Origin of the sequence: Fulvivirga marina (genome assembly GCF_016775155.1) — a bacterium.
GTDB classification, from domain to species: domain Bacteria; phylum Bacteroidota; class Bacteroidia; order Cytophagales; family Cyclobacteriaceae; genus Fulvivirga; species Fulvivirga marina.
In genome coordinates, this window is sequence record NZ_JAEUGD010000066.1 from 898337 (window position 1) to 923297 (window position 24961).

At 41.2% G+C, this 24961-nt stretch carries 17 protein-coding genes; 9 read left to right on the forward strand and 8 right to left on the reverse strand.

Annotated features, from left to right (window positions below):
• Positions 1–12 precede the first annotated feature (12 nt).
• Both JMN32_RS23840 and JMN32_RS23845 read right to left on the reverse strand, forming a co-directional pair.
• Positions 13–771, reverse strand: a complete 759-nt coding sequence (locus JMN32_RS23840; protein ID WP_202858895.1) for a hypothetical protein — start codon at positions 769–771, stop codon at positions 13–15.
• 419 nt (positions 772–1190) lie between these two features.
• Positions 1191–1481, reverse strand: coding sequence for a hypothetical protein (locus tag JMN32_RS23845; RefSeq protein WP_202858896.1), 291 nt, complete (start codon positions 1479–1481; stop codon positions 1191–1193).
• 83 nt (positions 1482–1564) lie between these two features.
• On the opposite strand from JMN32_RS23845, the gene JMN32_RS23850 reads away from it, so the two are divergent.
• The 7 genes from JMN32_RS23850 (at position 1565) to JMN32_RS23880 (ending at position 15112) form a co-directional block, all read left to right on the forward strand.
• Positions 1565–2161, forward strand: a complete 597-nt coding sequence (locus JMN32_RS23850; protein ID WP_202858897.1) for a phage tail protein — start codon at positions 1565–1567, stop codon at positions 2159–2161.
• Positions 2162–2296: 135 nt separating this feature from the next.
• Positions 2297–3430 (forward strand): ABC transporter substrate-binding protein, encoded by a 1134-nt coding sequence (locus JMN32_RS23855; protein WP_202858898.1) that lies wholly within the window; start codon positions 2297–2299, stop codon positions 3428–3430.
• Between the two features lie 30 nt (positions 3431–3460).
• A complete protein-coding gene (locus JMN32_RS23860; protein WP_202858899.1) occupies positions 3461–4429 on the forward strand; it encodes a methionyl-tRNA formyltransferase in 969 nt (322 codons plus the stop codon).
• A 32-nt stretch (positions 4430–4461) separates the two neighbouring features.
• Complete coding sequence (locus tag JMN32_RS23865) at positions 4462–11481, forward strand: Calx-beta domain-containing protein (protein ID WP_202858900.1); 7020 nt, start codon at positions 4462–4464, stop codon at positions 11479–11481.
• A complete protein-coding gene (locus JMN32_RS23870) occupies positions 11478–13103 on the forward strand; it encodes a PorP/SprF family type IX secretion system membrane protein (protein WP_202858901.1) in 1626 nt (541 codons plus the stop codon). The genes JMN32_RS23865 and JMN32_RS23870 overlap by 4 nt, the downstream gene beginning before the upstream one ends.
• Before the next feature lie 151 nt (positions 13104–13254).
• The gene (locus JMN32_RS23875; protein ID WP_202858902.1) at positions 13255–13977 is read left to right on the forward strand and encodes a hypothetical protein; all 723 of its coding nucleotides are present in this window, start codon (positions 13255–13257) and stop codon (positions 13975–13977) included.
• 22 nt (positions 13978–13999) lie between these two features.
• Entirely contained in the window at positions 14000–15112 is a 1113-nt protein-coding gene (locus JMN32_RS23880) for a suppressor of fused domain protein (RefSeq protein ID WP_202858903.1), read from the forward strand.
• A gap of 44 nt (positions 15113–15156) precedes the next feature.
• On the opposite strand, the gene JMN32_RS23885 is transcribed toward JMN32_RS23880, so the two are convergent.
• The 5 genes from JMN32_RS23885 to JMN32_RS23905 form a co-directional block, all read right to left on the reverse strand.
• Positions 15157–15438 (reverse strand): thioredoxin domain-containing protein, encoded by a 282-nt coding sequence (locus JMN32_RS23885; protein ID WP_202858904.1) that lies wholly within the window; start codon positions 15436–15438, stop codon positions 15157–15159.
• Positions 15439–15670: 232 nt separating this feature from the next.
• Positions 15671–16840 (reverse strand): hypothetical protein, encoded by a 1170-nt coding sequence (locus tag JMN32_RS23890; RefSeq protein ID WP_202858905.1) that lies wholly within the window; start codon positions 16838–16840, stop codon positions 15671–15673.
• Positions 16841–16953: 113 nt separating this feature from the next.
• Positions 16954–17646: a Lipl32 family lipoprotein gene (locus JMN32_RS23895; RefSeq protein WP_202858906.1), complete on the reverse strand. Its 693-nt coding sequence runs from the start codon at positions 17644–17646 to the stop codon at positions 16954–16956.
• Between the two features lie 144 nt (positions 17647–17790).
• Positions 17791–18687, reverse strand: a complete 897-nt coding sequence (locus JMN32_RS23900; RefSeq protein ID WP_202858907.1) for a PorP/SprF family type IX secretion system membrane protein — start codon at positions 18685–18687, stop codon at positions 17791–17793.
• 24 nt (positions 18688–18711) lie between these two features.
• On the reverse strand, positions 18712–21255 hold the full coding sequence (locus JMN32_RS23905; RefSeq protein ID WP_202858908.1) for a T9SS type B sorting domain-containing protein: 2544 nt from the start codon (positions 21253–21255) through the stop codon (positions 18712–18714).
• 278 nt (positions 21256–21533) lie between these two features.
• Here JMN32_RS23905 and JMN32_RS23910 point away from each other — a divergent pair, with 278 nt between their 5' ends.
• Positions 21534–23495: a tetratricopeptide repeat protein gene (locus tag JMN32_RS23910; RefSeq protein WP_202858909.1), complete on the forward strand. Its 1962-nt coding sequence runs from the start codon at positions 21534–21536 to the stop codon at positions 23493–23495.
• 13 nt (positions 23496–23508) lie between these two features.
• The gene (locus JMN32_RS23915) at positions 23509–24147 is read left to right on the forward strand and encodes a response regulator transcription factor (RefSeq protein WP_202858910.1); all 639 of its coding nucleotides are present in this window, start codon (positions 23509–23511) and stop codon (positions 24145–24147) included.
• A gap of 263 nt (positions 24148–24410) precedes the next feature.
• Here JMN32_RS23915 and JMN32_RS23920 read toward each other — a convergent pair whose 3' ends face one another.
• On the reverse strand, positions 24411–24833 hold the full coding sequence (locus JMN32_RS23920) for a hypothetical protein (RefSeq protein ID WP_202858911.1): 423 nt from the start codon (positions 24831–24833) through the stop codon (positions 24411–24413).
• Positions 24834–24961: the final 128 nt, after the last annotated feature.

Genomic DNA, 24961 nt, shown 5'->3' on the forward strand with positions numbered 1-24961 from the left:
TTCAATATTTTATTATAGGGCAAACCCGGCATCCAATATTACAGCACCGCCTTCTACATCCTGCCAGGCTCCTCCACCGGCAGGTTGGTAAGAAACTTTATTTCCTCCATCCTCAGAGGGTTCATTGCTAACTATCCAGATAGAGCCATCAGGCGCTACGCTAACTTCCTTTGCAAAACCATCACCAGTCATTTGCTCAAAACCACCATCTTTAGTTACAGTAGCGATCATGCCATTAACATTCACAATCAGTGCTTTCCCATCGGGTGTGCCGGTAATTTTGCTACCTCCTATCTCTCCTGGCACCTTAATCCAATGATCACCATCAAGATACTGCACTAATCCCCCCCCATGTACAGGTTCATTACTTATCACCCATACGGTACCATCAGCACCTGAACTGATCTCTCTGGCAAAACCCTCGCCGGCCAACTGTTTTGGCTCTTTCTTGATTTCCAACTGCCACACCTCCCCTTTATTATTAATGATGTAAGCCTTTGACCCGCTTGGTCCACCATCAATTTTAGTAGCTCCGCCTGATTCCAGTGTAATCCATTTTTTACCTTTAGGTTCTTTGTATTTTACTACTCCTCCTCCTCCAGCTTCTTGCTCTGTAGCCAGAGGGTCGAGAGTAACAGCCCACATGGTTCCATTGGCACTTATACTTACATCCCATACATTTTCCTCCATTTCCTTACCAACCCCTTCGGGATTTATAGTCCTGACAGAATTAGCAGCTGTAAGGCTTAGGATTGTCGATTGTTTGCTCATGATGTTAATGGTTTAATTTTTCAGTTTCAAATTTCACTTTTCAATTATATTTTGATGACCTGCATCGAATTACCATCTGTAATTCGGGTTAATAATTCTTAATTAATACTTCAAGACTTTAACAATACCCCAAATTTCTTACACAAATTCCAACTTCTTCTACTACTCAATAAATCACATACCAACTGACAATCAAATAAATACACCTAACCACCAACACTAAAACACATTATTTATTACATATGAACTATTACTAAATTTAATAAAAAATAGTAATAAGTAGTGATGCCAATTGTTAATTTTAACTATATTTAGTCAATTAGAATTAATAGTTGTGCTTTCATTGAACCTTTATTTGACCAAAAATGGGCCAGCTATTTTTAACCTGATGGTGTTCATTGAAATAGTCATTATTCTCGTCAAGGATTAAATTCTTTAAATCCCAGGTAAGATTGGGCTATCGTCTGACCGGTATAACCGTTTTTGTACAGATGAGCATATACAAAAGCATGTAAAAAGAATTCTTTTTTCCATACCTCATACACTGGCTCGCTTCCCTTATAACTTATGAGAGACCTATCATAAACCAATGGGTTACCTGCCCAGGATTCACAGATTCCATCTAGCAGAGGCTTATTGGGCGCCCAGGTTTCAAGATCCTCAAGAATTATTTTCTTGACAGTTTCATAATGAGAAAATATTTTATTCATTTTATATTAATTTTGATATCAAATTAAAATAAAAAAATATATAAGACCAATTTTTAAAACAATTTCAACTAAAAACAAAAACTATGGAAGGTACTATTTCAGAGATTCGTTATTTCGGACCAACCTGGTCTCCCAGAAACTGGTTCCCTTGTGACGGAAGACTACTGGCTATTTCTCAATTCACCGCTTTCTTTTCTTTGATAGGAACTCTTTACGGTGGTGATGGCAGAACCACTTTTGCACTACCTGACCTTAGAGGACGTGTTCCCATTGGCGCAGGATATGGCCCTGGGTTAACTCCTCGGTCTAACGGACAAAAAGGTGGCGCACAAACCGTAACATTAAACATACTTGAGATACCAAGTCATAACCATACTGCTATTACAAGCAACCCAACGGTGAATAGTGCAACAGCAACTGTAAGAGTTAACGCCAATTCCTCTAGCGGGACCAACCCTTCTGGTAATTATTTAGGGGTTGATCAGGCTGCTCCTATTTACGAATCTAGTGCCAACGGAACTATGGCAAGCGATGCCGTACAAATAACCGGAATCAATTTCAATCCGATAAATACAACTATCGGAAACACTGGCGGAAATCTATCTCATGAAAATATGCAACCATGGGCATGTATTTTACCTATAATTTGCTATCAGGGAATATTTCCATCAAGAAATTAATGCTTTCTTAATTATGTGGCTATGACCTTCACAGGTTCTAGCCATATAACTAAATTATAACTGAAATCATTAATAAGAGAAATACAAATAAGGTTAGTTTCTGGCCTTTTTTTGTATTTATAAATATTGACTTTAATGTTAGAAAAAAAGGAAAGTCAAAAGTCTATAAAAGTGGGGGTATTAATGCCTCAATCCACAGAATATCCAAAAGCAAGGATTAATTTTGTAAATGGTATTAAGCTCTATTTCACACTTTTTGAAAACAAATTTCAGCGAGGCAAAGTTGAGCTGATCATAGAAGATATTGGCTTTGGCACAAACACCTTGGTCAATGAAAAAGCACATAAGCTCTTGGTTGAGGATCAGGTCAACCTCATTGTCGGCCACATGGGATCATCCACTGCCGTAGAACTGGCCCAAATGCTAAGTCAGGTAGAAATACCGGTTTTAATTTCGAACCTGGGGGAAGGCGCCATTAAAACAGACTCCATTCCAGAAAATCTCTATTTCAATACCTTTCAGTTTTGGCAATCCTACTTTCATCTAGGACAATATCTTGCCAGCAATTTCAAGAGGGACTGGATACTTATATCCTCTTTATATGACAGTGGTTATGACCCGTTAAGAGCTTTTAGAGTGGGCCTTCAGACCAATGGTGCCCATATCAACAATGAAATTTATCTTAATGCTCATGAAGTCGGGGATCTCATTATTGAATTTAAGAGCCGCATCAAAAGTCTGGAAGGACTAACTCCTGCCCTATTTCTGCCACCATCACTGTTAAATCAATTTGTGGATACGCTGGATTCGAGTATCGATGAAATGGTAATCACCCCCTTTTATAACCACGACAACCCTGCAAACAAATACTGGGCATTTCCCGGAGGGACTCTCACACCTTCCGATCCGTCATTTATAAATGGCGTACAGGAGTACCTCGATACCACTCCGGATCTTTTTCATGTACTGGGCTATCGCTCCGGAGCTATGGTCTATGAAGCAGCCCAAAAGCTAAACGCTCCAAAGGACGATAGCATTAATATACTGAATGCATGGAAGGGGTTTACATTCCAGCTGGGTGATGAATTTTTCAGCGTAGATCAATACACCCATGAACTTATGGGTAATATAAAAATATTTAAAGGGCAATCCTCTACAAAACAATCTGAGGTATGCTCTACTGTAGATGCAAATGACATCCCGAAAGAAATAATAGAGGAAATGACTATGACAAAAGCAGCATTTACAAATCCATACATGTTCTACTAAAAATGAAGAAGAAAGAAAAAAGATAGTGTAATGAAGATAGTGGTATTTACAAATAGCTCTTGGGGTATACCCTTGCTGCTGGAACTCACCAAAACCAATAAACTCCAGGGTATTATCATACCTTCTGTAGTTCATCATGAAAATGAAAATATCGAAGCTTTTGCCATAGAAAACAAAATTCCTATAATCCGTGTTAGAAAAGAAGAGCTGCGAAGCACTCTTAAAGACTGGCTCAATGAGTTATCCCCTGACCTGGCTTTTTGCATGACTTTTCCCTACCTGTTGCCTGAAGAAATACTGACTATACCCAGTAAAGGGGTTGTCAATTTCCACTTTGGACAACTTCCTGATTATGGTGGTGCAGATCCACTTTTTTGGGTTCTCAAAGAACAGCAGACTGTAGCCCATATTACAGCCCACCTGATGGCAGAGTCTTTTGACAAAGGCTATCAGGTATATCAGGAGCAAGTACCGATCTACCCAGGTGAGAACTGGGGTCTGCTCGGGGCTAGGTTGAGCTTGGTATCAGCCTCTTTAGCAGACAAAATCATAACCTTACTTAATCTGCCAGAATCCAACTTTAAAAAAATACCAGAAGGGCAAAGCAAGAAAAAACCCGACATTAAGGACCTGACGATCAACTGGGCCAATCAAACTGCCGATAGTATAGAAGCCCTTGTTAACGCCAGTAACCCCAAATATGGAGGTGCCATAACCTATTTTAGAGGGTCTATGGTAAGGATTCTTGAAGTAAGCCCGGCTGATGTTTCTAATGCAGCTTTACTCTCACCGGGAAGTATAGTACATGCGGATGGTCAAAATGGCATATTTGTGCTTTGCTCAGACTACCGTTTTTTAAGGATCAATATTTTGAGAACACCGGAAGCATACATTACTGGTCATAAGCTGGCAGCATTGGGAGTTAAATCCAATGAAAAATTTAACTCCAATTATCAAATAGAGAAAAAAGAAAAAGCAGAAAGTAGTTTGATTCTGTGAAGAAATTAATTGAGGAAATAACCCATACATCAATGAAGGAAAATTTTACTAAAAGTTTGATAATTATAACATGCTTGGTCGCTGTCAATGTATCTTTTTTGATGGCCCAACCTGTTATTGGCATTACGACCTTTGATGGTGCAAATGTCAATATTGCCCCCTTTGGCGCGCTACCTCGTAGTGGTACTGTCGCGGGCTGGAATTTTTTCATCAATGGAACAGGAAGCGGGTCTATTAACCATAATGGTGCCAGTGCGCCCAGTAATGTTAATATGTTCGTTCAGGCAACCAGCACTATCAATATCAGCAGCAATGATGGCTCGGAGTTCAATTTTGAAAACTATCGGGTACAGTTTTTCTCGTTCGCTGGTACTTATACCATTACGAGTTACAGAGATGGCACACCGATAGGATCTGTTAATGCAACAGCCAGCTCTACATACACCACAGTAGACCTGTCGGCAAATACAAACTTTGATAATATCGATGAGATCAGACTTAGCGGTTTTGGTGGCAGCAATGTAACCTTAAATGTTGATGAGATCCTGATTGCAGCCGCCTCATCGCCCAATGCAGCTCCTACTGCATCAAGTTTTACTGCCGCCAACGGCCCCTATGAAAACTTAACCTATACCTTCTCCACCGCAGACTTTGGGTACTCAGATAGCGATGGAGATGTTTTATCCCACGTTCTCATAGAATCAATACCCGGTTCGGGAACTCTTTATGTAGATGCTGATAATGATGATCTCTACGATGCCGGTGAAGAAGTTTCAGTCAGCGACCAGATAAGTAAAGCTGATTTGGACGCAGGCAATCTCCAATACATTCAAAACGGTTCAACCAACACCTCCTTCCAATTTGAGGTTAATGACGGAACAGAAAACAGCACTGGCAACTACATCGCCACTTTAAACGTCAGCGCTGTACCTACGGTAACATTGGGAATTAGCCCAACAAGTAAATCAGAAGCCATAACAACTGCCACAATGGTTTCAGCGACACTTTCCAATGCTTATGGAGTCAATACAATTATAAACCTGGGATTTAGCGGCACTGCTACAAACAGTGTAGACTACACCACTAGCAGCTCGACTATAACCGTAACAGCCGGATCAACGACAGGCACAATTGCATTAAATAATATTAACGACGCATTTTATGAGAGCAACGAAACGGTTATAATAGACATTGCCAATGTACCCAGCGGAGGGGTTGAGAATGGCACTCAGCAGGTCACCTATACTATTACAAACGACGATGCTCAACCAACAGCCTCACTCCTGTTAAGGCCTGCATATAACCCCATAGCTGATGAAAGTGGCGGACAGGCATATATTATAGGCGAGATCAGTGCCGTGGCCGGAGTTACTGTCAGCATACCCTTGCTTTTCAGTGGAACAGCCATGGGGGGTGGTACTGACTACTCAATTACCGGATCAGTTATTACACTAAGCCCGGGAGAATTAAGAGATAGTATTAGAGTAACTTCAATGTTTGATGGTATTGAAGAAGGAGATGAAACAGTTATTATAGACATGAATCCCCCTACAAATGCAACTGAAGATGGGGTTCAACAAGTAACTTTGACCATTACGGATGAAGATGCTGCTCCTCCGACCGGCTACTCAGTATCTATAGACCAAAACCCAATTAACACGGGTAATGAATCAGCCATCAGTTTTACTTTTGCAGGAGCAGAAGTAGGTGCTACATACAATTATACATTTAGCAGTAGTGGCGGAGGTACTAATGTGACCGGATCAGGTACCATAGCTACCGCCACTGATCAAATCTCAGGGATCGATCTCAGCGGTCTTGGTGATGGCACGATAACACTCTCTGTTACCCTCACCGACGTATTTGGGAATACAGGTTCCCCGGCAACCGATACTGGAATTAAAGATACCACAGCCCCTACAGGCTATACAGTATCCATCGATCAGGCAGGTATTAACCTAGGCAATGAAAATGCAGTAAGTTTCACCTTTGCCGGTGCAGAAGTGGGCACTACTTACAATTATACATTTAGCAGCAGTGGAGGTGGTACTAATGTTACAGGCTCAGGCACCATTACTACGGCTACTGATCAAATCACAGGCATCAACCTCAGCGGACTGGGTGATGGTACAATAACCTTATCAATAACACTTACTGACGCTGCCGGGAATACAGGAAGCCCAGCAACCGATACAGAAACCAAAGATACTACGGTACCTTCAGGCTATTCGGTAACTATAGATCAAAGCCCCATAAACTCGGGCAATCAAAATGCGGTAAGTTTCACTTTTGCAGGAGCGGAAACAGGTACTACTTACAATTACACTTTCAGCAGTTCAGGTGGTGGTACCAACGTAACAGGATCAGGAACGATAGTAACCGCAACAGACCAGATCACCGGAATTAACCTGAGTGGGCTTGGCGATGGTACTATAACACTCTCTGTTACCCTCACCGATGGAGGCGGCAATACAGGAAGCCCGGCTACGGATACGGAGATAAAGGACAGTACTGCTCCCTCCGGTTACTCTGCAGCTATAGACCAATCCACGATCAATCAGACTAATGAGACCGCAGTAAGCTTCACTTTTGCCGGAGCTGAAACAGGAGCTACTTATAACTACACCTTAAGCAGTTCAGGCGGTGGTACGAACGTAACAGGATCCGGCACCATTGTAACTGCCACAGATCAAATCTTAGGAATTGATCTTAGCGGACTGGGCGATGGTACCATAACCTTATCAGTAACGCTCACTGACACTAATAGCAATACAGGAAGTCCTGCCACCGATACCAAAACAAAAGACACAGCAGCACCGTCAGGATATTCAGTCACTATAGATCAAAGCCCAATCAACTCGGGCAACGAAACCGCTGTAAGCTTTACTTTTGCAGGTGCAGAAACAGGTACTACTTACAACTATACCTTCAGCAGCTCTGGCGGTGGTACTAACGTAGCCGGGTCAGGGACTATAGTTACAGCTACTGACCAGATCACCGGTATTAACCTCAGCGGACTCGGTGATGGTACAATAACCTTATCAGTAACCCTAACCGATGCCATTGGAAATATTGGAAGCCCTGCTACTGATACAGAAACAAAAGAAACTGTACCTCCTACCGGATATTCTGTAGTGATAGATCAAAGCCCGATCAATAATGCTAACCAAAGTGCTGTAAGCTTCACTTTTACCGGAGCTGAAGTGGGCGCTACATATAACTATACGTTCAGCAGTTCAGGGGGTGGTACGAACGTAACCGGTTCAGGTACCATAGCTACCGCCACTGACCAGATCACGGGTATTAACCTCAGCGGACTCGGTGACGGTACTATAACGTTATCCGTAACACTTACCGATACTAATGGCAATACGGGAACCCCTACTACAGATACTGAAACTAAAGACACCTCAGCTCCTGTCGGATATTCTGTAGTGATAGATCAAAGCCCGATTAATAATGCTAACCAAAGTACTGTAAGCTTCACTTTTGCCGGGGCAGAAGTGGGTGCTACATATAACTACACGTTCAGCAGTTCAGGCGGTGGCACGAATGTAACCGGTTCAGGTACCATAGCTACAGCCACTGACCAGATCACGGGTGTTAATCTTAGCGGATTAGGAGACGGAACCGTTACCCTGACCATAACTCTAACAGACACTAACGGCAATACAGGAAGTGCTGCAACTGACACTGAGACTAAAGATACTGTTGCTCCTACCGGATATTCAGTAGTAATAGACCAAAGTCCTATAAACTCTGTTAACCAAACCGCTGTCAGCTATACTTTTTCCGGGGCAGAAATAGGAGCCACCTATAACTACACATTTAGCAGTTCTGGTGGCGGCACTAACGTAACCGGTTCAGGCACTATTGCAACAGCGATTGACCAGATCTCCGGAATTGACCTCAGTGGACTAGGTGACGGTACTATAACACTTACAGTAACACTTACTGACAGCAATGGCAATACAGGTAGTGCTGCCACTGATACAGAGACTAAAGAAACCGTACCTCCTACCGGATATTCAGTAGTGATAGACCAAAGCCCCATAAATACTACGAACCAGGCTGCGATAAGCTTTACTTTTGCAGGAGCAGAAGTTGGAGCTACCTACAACTATATCTTCAGCAGCTCTGGTGGCGGCACGAACGTAACAGGCTCAGGCATCATTGCTACGGCTACTGATCAGATTACGGGTATTGACCTGAGCGGACTGGGTGATGGCACAATTACCCTTACTGTAACCCTTACAGACACCAACGGAAACACGGGAAGCGCTGCCACCGATACAGAGACAAAAGACACCTCTGCTCCTACAGGATACTCAGTGGCTTTTGACCAGGCAGCAGCAAATGCAGGCAACAGTACAGCAATAAGTTTCACCTTTGCAGGAGCTGAAGTTGGTACAACCTACAATTATACTATTAGCAGTTCAGGCGGAGGCACCAATGTTACTGGTTCAGGCACCATTAGTACGGCTACAGATCAAATCACTGGAATAGACGTGAGTGGCCTGGGCGATGGTACGCTTACGCTATCAGTCACCTTAACAGATAACACTGGTAATACAGGTGTGACTGCTACGGATAATATCACTAAAGACACTGGTATTCCTTCAGGGTACGCAGTCTCCATTGACCTTCTTGGGGAAACCATAATCAATACGGTCAATCAGACCATAATAGAATTTTCTGCTACCGGACTTGAAGTCGGCACTACCCTGAATTATACCTTTACCAGCGATGGAGGAGGTACACCGGTGTCCGGAACAGAAACCGTTACTTCTACATCAGAACAGTTTAATAATAGTGGTGCCGGATATGATTTGAGTGGTCTTACTGATGGTACCATAACACTTACCATTAGCCTAACCGATGGAGTAGGAAATACAGGTTCAAATGCAACTACAACAGAAACCAAAGATGCAGGACCTCCTTCAGGATACTCTGTAGCCTGGGATGATATCCTTATCAATGCTTCTGAAGCCCCAACGGCAACATTTACGGTTTCAGGTGCAGAAATAGGTTCCACAATCAACAATACTGTTAGCAGTTCAGGCGATGGAAACACAGCCACAGTATCAAACCCAACGGTAGTGTCCAGCAGCACCCAGGTAGTGATGATAGACGTAAGCTCACTAACAGATGGTGTGCTAACGGTACAAGTATCACTTACAGACGGAGGTAGTAATACTGGTAGTGTTGTAAGTGATAATTCTGCGACATTAGATCAAACAGCTCCTTCAGGCTACACAGTTGCTATAGATCAGGCCAGCATTAATGCCGGCAATGTGACGACAGCCAGCTTTACCTTTGCAGGAGCCGAAGTTGGAGCCACTTACAACTATACCTTCAGCAGCACTGGCGGAGGTACAAATGTGACTGGTACAGGGATTGTTGGTTCTGCCTCTGACCAGATTACCGGAATTGACCTGAGCGGACTGGGAGATGGTACGCTTACACTATCTGTAACCCTTACCGACCCTGCCGGGAACACTGGATCTCCGGCAACAGATACGGTGGATAAAGACGCTTCAGCACCGGTATTTATCTCTGTAGATGATAATGGAGGTGATAACTCATACAGATCAGGCGAGAGCCTGACCATAGTAGCTGATCTTGGAGAATCAGGGCTAACAGTAACCGTAGACCTTTCTGTAATTAACTCAGGACTAAGTGGTACTGCGGCCATGACTGACAACGGCGATGGTACTTATAGTGTTACTATCGCAGATGTTGATGCGTCGGGCAATATGGTTGAGGGTGCAGCTATTGCTGTTCCTCTTACTGCTACTGACGCCTCCAGCAATCAGCAGACAGATAATAGTCTGATACTCAATCTGGATAAAACTGCACCTGCCGGCTATACTGTTACCATAGACCAAGCTGATATTAACATAGGGAATCAAAATGCTGTTAGCTTTACCTTTGCCGGAGCTGAAACAGGCGCTACCTACAACTTTACATTCAGCAGTTCGGGTGGCGGTACCAATATAACGGGTTCAGGAACAATAGCATCAGCAAGTGATCAGGTTACAGGTATTGACCTGAGCGGGTTACCGGATGGTACAATCACCCTAAGTGTGACCCTTACCGATGTTGCAGGTAATGTGGGAGCACCAGCCACAGATAATATCAACAAAATGGCTGCAAGCATTCAGTTCAGTACGAGTAATAGTACCGGCAGTGAATCTGTAGCAAGTGCCAGTTTACAAATAGAACTGTCTGTACCCAGTGCTCAAAATGTTACCGTTGACTATACAGTAGGCGGCACAGCCACTAACAATGGAACGGATTACATGTTACTGGACGGTACATTTACTATCAATGCCGGCAACCAAAGTGGTAGTATTAACATCTCCGGCATAGTGGATGATCTGCTTATTGAGGGAGATGAAACAATTGTGGTCACTTTGAGCAACCCTTCCAATGCTGCACTTGGTGCTATTACAGTTCATACCTATACCATTATAGATAATGATGCAAAACAACCTCAGGTTATCACTTTTGCAGCAATTCCTGACGTAACTCTGGGTCAAGGGCCTGTACAACTTCAGGCTACCGGTGGTGATTCAGGAGAGCCTGTTACTTTTACTATCACTACGCAGCCGGCTACCGGTGTAGCCACGCTATCAAACGGCACCGTTATAATAGAAGGGGTAGGTACAGTTTCAGTTACAGCCAGCCAGGATGGAAACGACTTTTATGAACCGGCAGAAGATGTCACAAGAACTTTCGAGATTTTACCTAACGAACTTTTCCTGCCTACTCTATTCAGTCCTAACAATGATCAAAGTAATGATCGCTTTTTGCTTCGCGGAGGTGGCGATATAACAGAGATTAAGCTAAGCATTTTTGACAGGGAGGGCAATCTGGTATATAGCTCCAATAGCATAGCAGAATTGACCCAATCAGGATGGGATGGCACCAATGAAGGGACCAAACAGCCTCAAGGGGCTTATGTTTGGGTAGTAAGAGGAAGCTTCTCCAATGGAGCTCCAATATTAATTAATGGTAAAAACACTGGTATAATCCGTTTAGCCAGATGATAAGTTTTATAGCAAGAAATGATAATTACATAAGTATGATGTTCTTTAAAAAATTTTCCATCCTGTTTATAATGATACTGATGTTATTCAGTAACGTTCAGGCACAGGAGCCTAACTTTTCTATGTATCATTACGCCCCATTTTTCACCAATCCGGGACAGATAGGAGCAGTAAAGGATGCACGCTTAATGTTGAATTATAGAAATCAGGCCATAGAGTCGGGTGATAATTTCCGTACTTCATCACTGTCAGGTTACTATCCTGTGTTTATCGGAAACCACAAGTTAGTGATAGCAGGTAACTTCCTTAATGATCAGGCATCAGATTTTGTCAGTACCAATGGAGGACTAATAGGCGTTGCCTACAGCATCCAGATTTCCTCCTATTCCGCCTTAAGCCTGGGCTTACAGGGCGGGTATTTTCAAAGGAAAACAGATGGGGATTTCACTACAGATGATCAGTTTGTAAATGGTGCCTTTGACCCTACCATAGTATCTGGTGATGCTGTATTAAACCAAAGCAAGAGCTATCCGACACTGAGTGGAGGGATATATTACCAACTAAGTGATGAATCGGGTAGAGACAAAGCTTTTATAGGGGCATCTATTTTCAATGCTACCGAACCTAATATATCCTTTGCAGACGTGGAGGACGACAACCTGCCATTGAGCCTGAAGGCTACGGCAGGCTACCGAGTTTATCAGGGAATGAAATTTTCCGTTATGCCTACCTTAAGATGGGTAAACCAAGCGGATAATAATTTCTTTAATTTGGGGTCAAGGTTTGGCTATGAGCTCGAAAGCACTGATGAAGGGCCGAAAGGTATAGCCTTGGGCTTATGGTACAACACCAATGACCTAGGGATATTCTCTATAGCTTATGAACAGCCAAAATTTACGGTTGGCGTTAGCTATGATCTTCCTGTTGGTGATGAATTGAAAACCGGTAAGAACGGTACTTTTGAACTTGCTATTTCATTCAGACTAAAACGTAGGACCAAAGCATATGTACCTCAAAAAATATCGCCTCCAGCAAAAACCTCTACAACTACTCAAGAAGAACCCGATGTAGTAGAGGAAGAAACACCAACAGAAGAGATCAGTGAGTCGATCGAAGAAGAACAAGTGGATGAAGAGGTGGAGCAACCCGAAACGGAAGAAGAACAACCAGAGGAAGACCATAATGACTCTCCCCAAGAGACAGAAACTATTGAAGAAAGTGTAGGGGATCAGGTGAATAGCGACAATACTGTAACAGCTAGCCCTGAATTAACTCCTGAGGAGAAAAAAATACTCGAAGAAACTGTAAAATTTGAACTTAACTCTGATCAGCTGACACCTGAATCAAAGGAATTTCTCGATAAGATAGTTTCTTTACTTAAAAACAAAGAACATTTTAACATAGAATTAACTGGGTATACTTGTGACCTGGGCGATGAAAAAACAAATTATGAATTGTCTGGAAACAGGGCTGATATTGTGAGTCAATACCTAATAAAAAATGGTGTTGCCACAGACAGGCTTACTGTTAAAGCGGGTGGCGAAAGCAACCCCGTGGCTAATAATAGTACTGAAGAAAACAGAAGAAAGAACAGAAGAGTAGAATTCAAAGTGATATACTAACTAGTATAAAACAAGCTGTATTATAAGCAAATATAGTCGTCATTCTAAACTTTTAGCACCACCTTGAGTTTAAAAGTGACGGCTGGCTTAAAAGCCAGCTCTGCTTAATTGAAATGTACAGGCCATGGAGATAATAATTTAAAAGTGAACATTGATCATTTTGAAACCTTTCCATAGCATCTTAAGCTTGCTTGTCGTATTGGTACTGACAGGATGTGACTGCCAATATGAGATATCAGGGGTTGTATTGGACGAAGCTTCCAAACTTCCAATACAAAATGTTGCCATTGGTCAAACAGATACTACTGACCTGGACAAACCTTTTAACCAGAAAATCTTCACTAAAAAGTATGGGAAATTTGATTTTAGAGAGGTTGCTCAATCATGCGATGAGGTTACTCTATATTTCTCACACCAAGAGTATTTTACTGAAAAAGTAACACTCCCTAACAACAGCAATGCCACCATTTACCTTAGCCGCAAAAGAAAAACTAACTCATTTTTCGATCGGCAAAGGGAGTATAAGATTAAAAACCTGACAAAGAAAAATGACTCTCCATCATCCATGAACGATACAACTATGTGCAGCACATGGAATCTGACGGAAAAACAAGTAAGGGTAATCATTGGCAATGCAAAGGAAATAGACGGCCCTAAGTGGCATTATAAGTTTGAACACCTTCCCTGCCGGGTAACAGGGGAACTAGTTCAAAATACTAAAAAATACCTCCTTTCCATTAATAGCGGGGCGTGGTTAACTGTCAGTTCTAATGACACCACATTGATGTATGGAATTTTCAGCAACAGCATAGATCCATACTTTGTGTCTTCCGCCTGGACTGAGGGAATCAAAAAACATGAACAATCTAAATAAATTACAACCTATACCATAAGCAATGAGTTTTATAAAGAAAATCTTCTCATCAAAGGAGGCCATTAAAGAGCCCGAAGTTCTCCTGGAAGAGGAGTCTCCATTATGCCCTATCAAAGCAATTGTAGAACAAGATGATCGTGTTGCATACTTTTATTTGTGGGGAGCAGACGAAACAAGCTTTGGTGTCAAATCATGCTGGATAAGAAATTTAACACATGCCCCTGACGAACCTGAAACCAAGCTGATAAATAAAGGGATTCCCCCCATGCTTCCTAAGCAATATTGTAAATTCCCTGATGGCCAGGAAAAGTTAAAGGCAAGCGACCTGAGCCTTGTTTGGCTTGAAGAAGGTGATGCAGCTGCACTTTTCCTGAAAAAAGAAATATTAGCCATCATCCCATCATGGTCAGGGTTGGAAGGATTTACCGGGTATGCAAGAGACTGTAAAGGCAACGGATACCTGGCCTGGGAAATAACAAAGGCTAACGAATTGCCTGAACGAGTGGAACAGGCCATTTCGTGTTGGTTTTCCTGGAGTAGTGAGCTAAACCCCTTCAGACTTGAGCAACCCAGAATACTTGAAGTATACGAAGAGCTGTTGGGTAAAAATGATAAATATTACGCCATCGATGGTAACCAATGGCCACCAAAAGGGTTATACCTGAGAAACGGGGCTTCAAAAACCGTATTCGCCACTGTAGGGCTTTCTCTAATACCCATGCCATCCGTTGAAATATACGTTGATGACCGATTGGAATATAACCGCATTGAATTAGGGATTATTTTAGACTCGCAACTACAGGAGGATGATTTGCAAAGTATAGCCGAATGGATTAGCGGCCAATCTTCACTTCCTTGGGATAATATCACTTTTTTGGGAGAAGGTCATACCATAAATTTCCAACCTTTAAACTCTAAGAAATTTAACAGTGTATTATTGACCAATAAACTAGGAGCTCTCCCCAAAATTGAACTGGGGCAATACCGCAACTCCAGGGTTAATTTTCTATGGATGGTACCGATATCCCATATGGAAAGAAAAGAGGTAATAGACAAGGGAAGCGACTCTCTGATTGCAAAACTGAATAAAGTTGGGTCTGCCATCTATTCACTTGACAGGTCAGAAGTAGTTTAATCACGTTCCTTGCCTATTTCATCGACCTCGATGATAAAAATACTTCATCCTTTAATGGGCAAGTTCAATGATTGCTTCCTCTGTTTCCTTATTATCCACCCCAGTCCTTCTGGCTGATGTACCAGCTCTCCTTCCTGGTTAAACACTAATGATGTTGGAATGGCTGAAATCCATGGGTGAGATCTTTTTATACTTGACCGCAGTACAGCTGCAAACTCCCTTGTACTCTCTTCTGTAACCCAGAGGAAAAGCCATTGATCATCATTATTTTCAACGGCAGAAGATTTTAACCGCTCAGGAGTATCAGTTTCAGAGTCAACGCCCATGAATAACATGTTTGACCTCTTTTGAAGCCCTCTCCTAAATTAGACGAGAAAGGGGGCTGAAGAACAAAATGATCCGTCGCCTTCCCGAACTCACCATTATATTATTGAAATAAAGAAAACTGAGTATTATTTATGGCCTATAGAGTTATAGAAATACACTGTCCTTCTAAAACAGAAATGCACCGAAAATCAAATTCCCGGCGCACCTCACTCTATAAACAGAACAAATTGATTACTTCACCCTATTGCAATAATCATCATACATCTCATCAGGACTTTCCACACCTTCCGCTCTGTGGTCTACAGCTATATCAATAGCCTGATTTACCAAGGGCGGATACACAAACAAACGGCCTCCGCCCCATCCATCATTCTCGTAGCTCAAAGTGTTCCAGTTATCACCATTAATTTCAGAAGACTGTAGTATATAAGATCCGGTTGACTCATTTTGAATAGCCTTTTTATGAAGATATACCACTCCATCAGCCTCGTTAGGAAGTCCTCTAAATCGTAAAAGAACATCCCCTTTACTGCCAACCTCTACCATAGTGATAAATAAATCCATAGAACCATAGCCTCTATAGCAAGTTACCCGACCGCTAAGTTCTTCCCTCCCAGGAAGCCTTTTTGGACCCAAATCCACTTTGGTATTTCTAAATACTTCTATTTTCTCTAAAATTGATTCAGCCTCGCCTTTATTTGGCTGATTATCTGCTAAAGACAGGTAATATTCAATTTCATGCTCTACATCGTTGGCAAAAACTTTCTTAGAACCTCTCTCCTCTTCTCTCTTATACGTCTCCCATTTTTCAAGTACCGTGGCCCATGTCTTTTCGCTCTTCTCTACAACATATTTTTCTTCCCATACCCCCAATAGCTCTTTCAATTGGACATTGTTTGGAAATGACTTTAAGGCATCCTTCAAATTACCTAATACAGCATGAGAAGGTCTATCTGTAGTATTAAATAGGTCCACCAGCTTACCAGAAATACTACCTATACCTATGCCGTATAAGTTAGTTTGATCCCGGATGATCAAAAGCTGTCCTTGTTTTAGCTTATCAAAAGTTAATTCAATCCTGTTAAAATTATTAACAGTTACTTTGGGCTCTATCGGGGTAGTATAATCATGATTTACTATTTCGATAGGTTGGGCAAAAAATGCGGCATGATTAGGAGCCCAGTTAGGAAGGTTTACAATAACTTTAAAATCCTGACCTTCAACCGGTGCATATTTTAGGTTTTGCAATTTATGAAACCCAAATTCCCACTGTATATGATAGGGGTCGATAAAGTAATATTTTTCATCTACGTATACAAAATAACCTGGTTGATTAGGTTCGTTACATACTGGTGCCAACTGAGACTCTTCTACTGCCGAATTACTTGTCGTATTTGTCATTACTTATACTTTAATGTTGATAGAAAAATTTAAGTGAGGTATTTAGGTTCTTAATGGATTAAAAAGTAAATGTGTCAGGCATATTCCTGACACATTCATTATTCAGTCGTTGATTATTGATTCAATTGTTTCAATAGCTCATCGATAGATTTAGCCATAGCAACACCAGGTAATTTTACAGGAGCAGCAACTTCTGCAAGGAATGTTCCTTTCACCTCTCCTACTTTGAAAGTAGTAAATCCAACTCGGTACAAACCTACTGTCAAAGCTTGTTCAGGGTTGCTTGCTACACTTTTGTAACGTAACAAAGAGTTGTAGTTACGACCTTCAGGATCTTTTGGCATTTCACCGCTATCATCATTACGCTCTAACACTACCCATTTAGCACTTTTAACAGCGTCAGCACTGATGTCATCTTTACTTACAATAGAAGAACGCTCTAACGTTATGTAAGTATCAAAGAAATCACTTGAACCTTTATGCTCTTTGTATTCGGCAGATTGGATAGCCTTCTTGTTTTTATAGTCAGTCAATGGAGAAAGCATTCTTACACCTAATTCAGGAGCTACTGCCGGTACCCATACATAGATATAATAGAATTTTTTACCGTCTTTCACTTCATCCTCATTACCCGGCTCAGCGTAGCCCAAATAGCTGATCACATCAGTGTAAGGCACTTTAATAGTCTTGGGTCCAATTTTCTTTTCAACAGTACTGCCAAACTTGTCAAGCTTTTGAGCATTTACTCCAAATGCTAGCAAAAGTGCTGCTAATGCAAGGCCACTTTTAAGGGATAGATTTTTCATTAGTTTTAAAATAGTTTTTGTTTTTCAATTATTATTCTCCTACAAAGAAAGCATGCCACTCAACCTTATACATCACCATTACAAGTGAAAGGTCAAAATCACTATAATTAGTGATAGCTTTTTTTGATTTTAGGTTTTCTTAATTCAAGATTTATTTTTTTTAAGCACATAGCTTAACATAAATTCATGCTTCCCTGATGAAATGTCTGAATTATCATGAATAGGCAAGCCGAAAAAATATGTCATGGTAAAAGCCCCCCCGACACGTATACCTGTAGAAAAATTTAAAGTGGAGAGAGAACTATAACCAGCTCCAAGACTGAATTTACCATACCAATTATAGGCACCATGCACATCATATTGTATAGGGGATCCATTCACAAATTTGGCTAAAGAACTAAGGTTGAGCCGTGAGTTTTCTCCCACCTTAAACTGCTTTCCCGCATTCAAATAATAGTGCCTTTTCGTGGTAATGTTATCACCAAAAGAGTTACCCAAAAGCCGTGGCACAGAAAAGCCTATGTAGACCGTATTCCTGCTATAATATATGCCCGCGCCGAAAGTCGGCACCACCTCATTTACATTTTGATCAAACTTAGGATCATTTGGTGCTCTTAGTGATGTAAGGTCTTCGTTATAAAAGGTGGCACCAGCCTGAAGACCCACGGATAAAACATGAGGGTTATCTTTCCATGAAGTATATGAATTTCTTTGTCTCGAGATAAAATTATAAGCATAAGTTCCAAAAACACTATTCGTAGAGGTCACTCCTATTTTATCATTGATAAAGACACCTCCGACAGCTATTTTTTTATCCGGAATCGGACCGTGCACTGAAAAAGACGTAGTACGCTGCCCCCCCTCCATATCAAGGTGCTGCCCTGCTCCTGAAAAGTTAAAAGCCAGATTGTTGTGGTACCCTGCATAAGCTGGGTTGATTGATATCGTATTATAAGTATACTGTAAAAAAGAAGGCTGTTGCTGCGCAAGGGCAGAAAAACTCATCAAAATTACAATACTCAATATAGCGGTAATTTTCATAGTCTGTTATTTCAATTTTTTGTACTATCTTTTAATTACAATAAAACCCTTGAGCTCATCTTCCCCTTCTGAAAGCTGCAGGGTGAAGAAATAGGTGCCTTCCGGCAATTGGCCCGATCCTAGTGAAGAGAGCCGGTTTGCCCTCCCTTTGAAATTTCGTGTAGTATTATTATATCCCTCCACCTGAAAGACGAGGTTCCCCCACCTATTAAATATCCTGACCTTATTATCTGGATAGTTTTCGATCCCTTCAAGTATCCAGGAATCATTAACTCCATCATTATCAGGTGAAATCCCATATTTTTTGGCTATTTCAAATTCATGCTTTGCCGGTGCGTCTGTCACCACAATTGTAACTTCATCCTGACTCTCGCACCCATACTCATTAATATAAGTAAGAGTATAGGTCGTGGTCTTTTCTGGAAAAGCCTTGGGGTTAGCTATATCATTGCGGTTCAGGCCAAGCGATGGCTCCCATAAAAATTGACCAGAATTACTATTTTGAACTGTAGGTGTCAATGTGATGCTATCCCCTTTCTGGATTTCTACATCTGCACCTGCATCGAGTACCTTTACAGAATGTGCATTAACCTCAAAACTGCACGTACTGGAATTGCCAGAATAATCCGTAGCAGTAAATGTAATGAGCATCCCCGGTGTAAACATAGCGCCCGCCTTAGGGGATTGACTTATTTCCGGGGAAGAGTCATGATCGTCCGATACAATGACTAAGTCGGTATAATTAGGTATCACCGTATTGCAGCCCAACAACTGATTCGGCGGGCAAGTGATAGCAGGTCCTTCAGTATCATCAAACTCGAGTGTGGTTACATCACTTAAAAGGTATATCTCCCCCATATTACCTGAGGCATCTTCAAAATAAAGATATACATCATAAGTTGTGATAGGGCTAAGACCACTAACCATATCTGATATTACAGAATTTACTGCATTAATAGGAAAACTCCCATTGACTACAGCACCTGAGCCGGAGAAAATGACACTATGGTCAGAAATGGTTGGTAAGCCATCATTAAAAACCGCATAATATATTTTACCTGTTTCCTGTCCACTAACCTGAAGAGTAAAGCCGGTTGATGTTTCATGAATCGCCTTTGGATAATTGCTATTTAAAGGAATAGCATAATGGTCTCCTCCAAATACAACATAAACCTCACCCGTAGCGGTGTTGCTTTTTACATTACCAAAAATGAAATCTTCTAAACCATCCGCGTTAACATCCCCACCTCCTGCAATGGGCTGCCCTATTCTGGTATTGCTGATATCCTCAATTTTAAAACCATTAATACCATCAACAGCCGCAAGATCAAATGAAGCCGTAAAGCCTGTACTCTTTCCATATACAACATAATCGCCGGTCCAGGTAGATACAATGAAATCATCAATTCCATCCATATTCAAATCGCCGGTTGAAGAGGCAGATATAACTGAACCTTCCAAAACAAACCCATTGGTTCCGTTGAAATCACTCATCATTAAACTATCCGGAAAAGGGCTGGTAGACCCAAAGATCACGTTATTCTCAGAATAACAGTCGTCAATACCATCTCCGTTGATATCTCCCAGTGGTCCTACATAGGTTATTGAAACACCATCCGTATTATCAATAAGAAATCCATCGGAACCATCAACGGTCTCAATATCCACTAATGGATCAAATGGGGTACCTTTACCAAATAAGACATAGCTAATTTCCGCAGTATGCCCGCTAATAGACCAGTTCCCTATAAGTATATCATTATAACCATCCTTATTGATATCCCCTGCTCCGCCAACTTTATAAGATGGTCTGCTTCCTACAAACCGATCCGTCCTGAAGCCATTAACGCCGTCCATCCAGGAGATACCTATACTTGCAGGGAAATTACTCGACCTTCCAAATACAATCCATGACTGATAGGAAAAGTGAGGAGTAGCGATAATAAAGTCTGGGATATTATCTCCATTTACATCTCCAAGAGCATCTACCTGATTGCTACCCGGAGTATCTATTAGGAAACCGTTGGTACCATTTATATCATTAACTGTAATTTTGGAAGGAAAACTAGAAGAACCATATAATACAATCTCATCAGCATCTTGATTACTGCTACCAATTATTACATCGTCTATACCATCTCCATTGATATCTCCCGGTCCTGCAATAGTCGATCCTCGCCTGGTATCATAAGCTACCCCTTCAACAATGAACCCATTGGTACCGTCAAGCGAGGTTAGGTCAAAAGGTGATGGAAAGCTGCCTGACTGACCAAATATAATATAAGCCCTTCCTGCAAGTTCAAATGTCCCTACTTGCTCATTACCACTACCAACGGCAATATCTTCAATTCCGTCATTATTAATATCACCTATAAAAGACACTTCGTTTCCTAGTTTATTATCAGCATCCAACCCATGGATAATAAAACCATTGGTGCCATTTAGCGAACTTTTATCAAAGCTGGGAGGGTAATATTGCCCCATGGTATGCTCTGAATAAAAACAACAGGCAATACCTACTAACCCTACCCTGATTATTCGAGCTAAGGAATTCTTTTCAAATTTCATCTTAAGTTTTGCTTAAATAGTTGTTGAATTATAAGATTTCATATAAGCAGTCGAACCTGACTAAAACAGAATAGTGAGGCTCACTACCAAAATAATATGTATCAATGGTCTTTAAATGACCTTCACAAAACTAGCACACTGACATTTCGGGGGAATCACCATAAGAAGTGAAAACTATAATTCACTACATTTAGTGATTATGATCAAAAACTATTTTCTTAATTATGCAAGGAATACAAATTGCACGGTTAGGTATAAGTTGCTGCTAAATTCCTGAAATGAAAACATTACATACTTTAATCCCTACCTTTCATATTATCACACTGATCTTCTTATCATATTTCCCTGTTACCTGCTATGGACAGTCCGACAAAAATGATCAATCACAGCACCAAATAGACTCATTACTCTCGTTGGCCGAAGAACAGCTTTCTTCTTCAACCGAGTTCACTATCACTTATGCTGACTCTGCCCTCCTGCTCAGTAAAGAAGGCAACTATACCTCTGGTTTGGCCCGAAGTCACTACTTACTAGGTGCCGCTTACACTATTAATGGAGATTTCGACCCCGCCCGTAATAATCTAAATACTGCATTACAATTGTATGATAAACTCGATGACCAGCGGGGCAGCGTTCGTAGCAACCGGTACCTGGGTCGGCTATATCAATATTCCGGTCATCGTGAACAAGCTTTAAGGTTTTATATTTCAGCACTCAAGCTGGCTGAGCAGATCAACTGGTCTGACGAAATCATTAACCTGACCAATAATATAGGCTCTGTATACCTGGACCAGCAGCATTATGACAAAGCCATCGAGTATTTTACCCGTTGTCTCGAAATGGCACCTGATAAAAGCATAACATCCATCTTACTCAGCAACATTGGCCTGGTCTATCGAAATCAAAAAAAATATGACCACGCTCTACAGTATATAGAAAAGAGTTTGAATATATGCTATGAGATGGGCGACATAACTTGTGAACTTATCCCATTGGGCATTGCCATAAGCATCTACATGGATCTTGAAAAGTATTCCTTGGCCCTGAAGTATTCCCATGAAATCATGAAGAAACAGGAACAGCTAAATTTAAAAAAAGGTCTCATGGTTACATATAACCGCACAGGCCTCCTGCACTGGTATATGCTACAATATGACAGCGCTATCAACTATTTTGAAAAAAGCCTGAAAATAGGAAAAGAAACCAATTACTCATCACAACACCTTATCCATGCCAACATGGCTTTTGTATACAAGGATGCAAAGAAATACAAACAAGCCCTGGACCACGTCCTAATACATGTAAAGCTAAAGGACAGCCTTTTTACACATGAAAAGAACAGAATAACCGAAGAACTGCTTGCTAAATATGACGCTGAGAAACAGCTAAAAGAGATTGAGATCCTTCAAAAGGAAAAAGAATTGCAAGAAGCAACTTTAGAACGCCAGTCACTAACTCAAAATGTAGCCATAGTAGGCGCAGCACTGATCCTCATCGTGTCCGTTATAATCCTCATCAACTATCAGCAAAAAATAAAAGCCCAGATAATGCTTTCCATTAAGACCAAAGAACTTAGTGAACAAAAAAAAATGGAGCTTATCAGGGAAAATGAAATCAAATCGATAAAAGCTAACATTGAGGGGCAAGAAAAAGAGCGTGAAAGGATAGCCCAGGAACTTCATGACGGCGTAGCCGGTAACTTGGCGGGAATCAAGCTGGTACTCGCTAACTTGTCAGGCAAAGAACAAAATCAGGAACTAAATAAAGTGATCCGAAATATTGATGAAACCTACCATGAAGTCCGCACACTTTCTCACCATTTGATTCCGCCAAAAATAATGGAGAATGAGTTCATCGAATTGATAAAAAATTATCTGGATGATTTGAAAAGAAGCCATCTATTCGAAATACACTTCGGATATCACCCACAGACTGAGCTAAACAAGTTGCCAAACCAGATCAAAACAGAAGTGTACAGAATTATTCAGGAGTTGATGAATAACATCATTAAGCACGCCAAGGCTGATCAGGTCGACATACAACTCACCAAACTGAATGAAAGCCTCAATTTAATGGTTGAAGATAATGGAGTTGGCTTTGATGCTTCAGCAACTTCAAGCGGAATAGGCTTAAACAATATTCACTCAAGAGTGAAATTACTTGATGGGGAAATCAATATCGACACGACTATTAATAGAGGTACTATTGTAGATATTACCATACCTGTTGTTGACATTTAATTTAAAGAAGAAAATGGAGAAAATAAATATACTCATTGTTGATGACCACCATATGTTTCTGGAAGGACTTGCCGCCTTGCTTGCAAACATTCAAGATGTCCACCTCACCGGAACCTTAAAAAATGGAAAGGAAGCCCTGGAGTTTCTGGAATCTAACACAGTAGATGTTGTGATCATGGACATTAGCATGCCTGGGATGGATGGTATAGAATTGAATAAACTCATCAAAGACAGCTACCCGCACATAAAAACCATGGTGCTCAGCACACATAGTGACCCTAAAACCATCAATAAACTGATCCAGGATGATGTGAATGGCTATTTATTAAAAAATGCAGATAAAAGTGAGCTATTGGAAGCTGTCTACTCACTAGCCAAAGGGCAAAACTACTTCTCCGAAGAGGTAAAAGAAAAATATACCAACAGCATGTTTGCCCGTCAAAGCAAATCAAACGAAGAACCTCCTCTTAGCAGACGAGAAATTGAAATTCTTAAGCTTATTGTAGCACAAAACACCACTCAGGAAATTGCTGAAAAACTATTTATAAGTCAGCATACTGTTAATTCACATAGAAAAAACTTGTTGTCGAAGCTGGGCTTAAAAAATACAGCTGGTCTCGTAAAGTATGCCCTTGAGGAGGGGATTGCGTGATGGGTATTTGGTGATCCAGTAATTGGTCTCATATGCAACCGAAGGAGGAAACAGTCTCCTTGCAATGGGGCTCAGGCCCTGTCCTAAGTATTAATCGGTTTTGGTGTTGGTTTTCAGTTATCTAGATTAATTGGATTGGTGTTCGGTACTCAGTAGTCAACTCCCAGTGTTCCTGTCACTGTCACTAATACTTGGGGATAAAAAAACAGCCACCCAAGTGTTTCCCCGAGTGACTGCGATACAACCTAGTTTATGGCTATTACTTATACGTAGAATAGGATACCGGCCACAATTACCCATACGCCAACTACAATACCCGCTAATCCCAGTCTACCTTGAATAGGTGCCAGCTTTGCCAACAGTTGTTCTCCCTTTTTCAGAGCTTCTTCATTTTTTGAAAGTAAAAGCTTACTAATCATTCCATATCCTAAAATAAAGCCGAGAACAGCTTCGACCAGACTGCTTGCCAACCAGGTGATCCACCATATAGGCCAGTTTGTAAGTAAACCCATATTTAATACTGCCTGAATTACCCCCCAAATACCCCAGAAGCAGAACACAAGGCCTATCCATCCCTGATAAGGAGTGATTTTATCAAGAATTTCTTTTGCGTTTGGCTTTTTTGCTAAAAGCAGGTTTGGTGAAGCCAAAACCCCAAGGATCATTAATGTAATTCCGTAAATCATTTTGGTAATGTTTATTAAGTTAATGTTTCTTTTCTGCAGGAATAGAGAGAGGCTCAACACACCCCTCTCTTAACCTAACGACCTCGACACCTATATGGTCGATTTTACAGTTACAAAGAAAGGTATTG

Excerpts from the sequence above, each read along its gene's own strand:
- JMN32_RS23860 (WP_202858899.1), top strand. The coding sequence starts at position 3,461 with ATGAAGATAGTGGTATTTACAAATAGCTCTTGGGGTATACCCTTGCTG.
- JMN32_RS23890 (WP_202858905.1), bottom strand. The coding sequence starts at position 16,840 with ATGACAAATACGACAAGTAATTCGGCAGTAGAAGAGTCTCAGTTGGCA.
- JMN32_RS23900 (WP_202858907.1), bottom strand. The coding sequence starts at position 18,687 with ATGAAAATTACCGCTATATTGAGTATTGTAATTTTGATGAGTTTTTCT.
- JMN32_RS23915 (WP_202858910.1), top strand. The coding sequence starts at position 23,509 with ATGGAGAAAATAAATATACTCATTGTTGATGACCACCATATGTTTCTG.
- JMN32_RS23910 (WP_202858909.1), top strand. The coding sequence starts at position 21,534 with ATGAAAACATTACATACTTTAATCCCTACCTTTCATATTATCACACTG.
- JMN32_RS23870 (WP_202858901.1), top strand. The coding sequence starts at position 11,478 with ATGATAAGTTTTATAGCAAGAAATGATAATTACATAAGTATGATGTTC.
- JMN32_RS23855 (WP_202858898.1), top strand. The coding sequence starts at position 2,297 with ATGTTAGAAAAAAAGGAAAGTCAAAAGTCTATAAAAGTGGGGGTATTA.
- JMN32_RS23920 (WP_202858911.1), bottom strand. The coding sequence starts at position 24,833 with ATGATTTACGGAATTACATTAATGATCCTTGGGGTTTTGGCTTCACCA.
- JMN32_RS23880 (WP_202858903.1), top strand. The coding sequence starts at position 14,000 with ATGAGTTTTATAAAGAAAATCTTCTCATCAAAGGAGGCCATTAAAGAG.
- JMN32_RS23840 (WP_202858895.1), bottom strand. The coding sequence starts at position 771 with ATGAGCAAACAATCGACAATCCTAAGCCTTACAGCTGCTAATTCTGTC.
- JMN32_RS23845 (WP_202858896.1), bottom strand. The coding sequence starts at position 1,481 with ATGAATAAAATATTTTCTCATTATGAAACTGTCAAGAAAATAATTCTT.
- JMN32_RS23865 (WP_202858900.1), top strand. The coding sequence starts at position 4,462 with ATGAAGGAAAATTTTACTAAAAGTTTGATAATTATAACATGCTTGGTC.
- JMN32_RS23895 (WP_202858906.1), bottom strand. The coding sequence starts at position 17,646 with ATGAAAAATCTATCCCTTAAAAGTGGCCTTGCATTAGCAGCACTTTTG.
- JMN32_RS23905 (WP_202858908.1), bottom strand. The coding sequence starts at position 21,255 with ATGAAATTTGAAAAGAATTCCTTAGCTCGAATAATCAGGGTAGGGTTA.
- JMN32_RS23885 (WP_202858904.1), bottom strand. The coding sequence starts at position 15,438 with ATGGGCGTTGACTCTGAAACTGATACTCCTGAGCGGTTAAAATCTTCT.
- JMN32_RS23850 (WP_202858897.1), top strand. The coding sequence starts at position 1,565 with ATGGAAGGTACTATTTCAGAGATTCGTTATTTCGGACCAACCTGGTCT.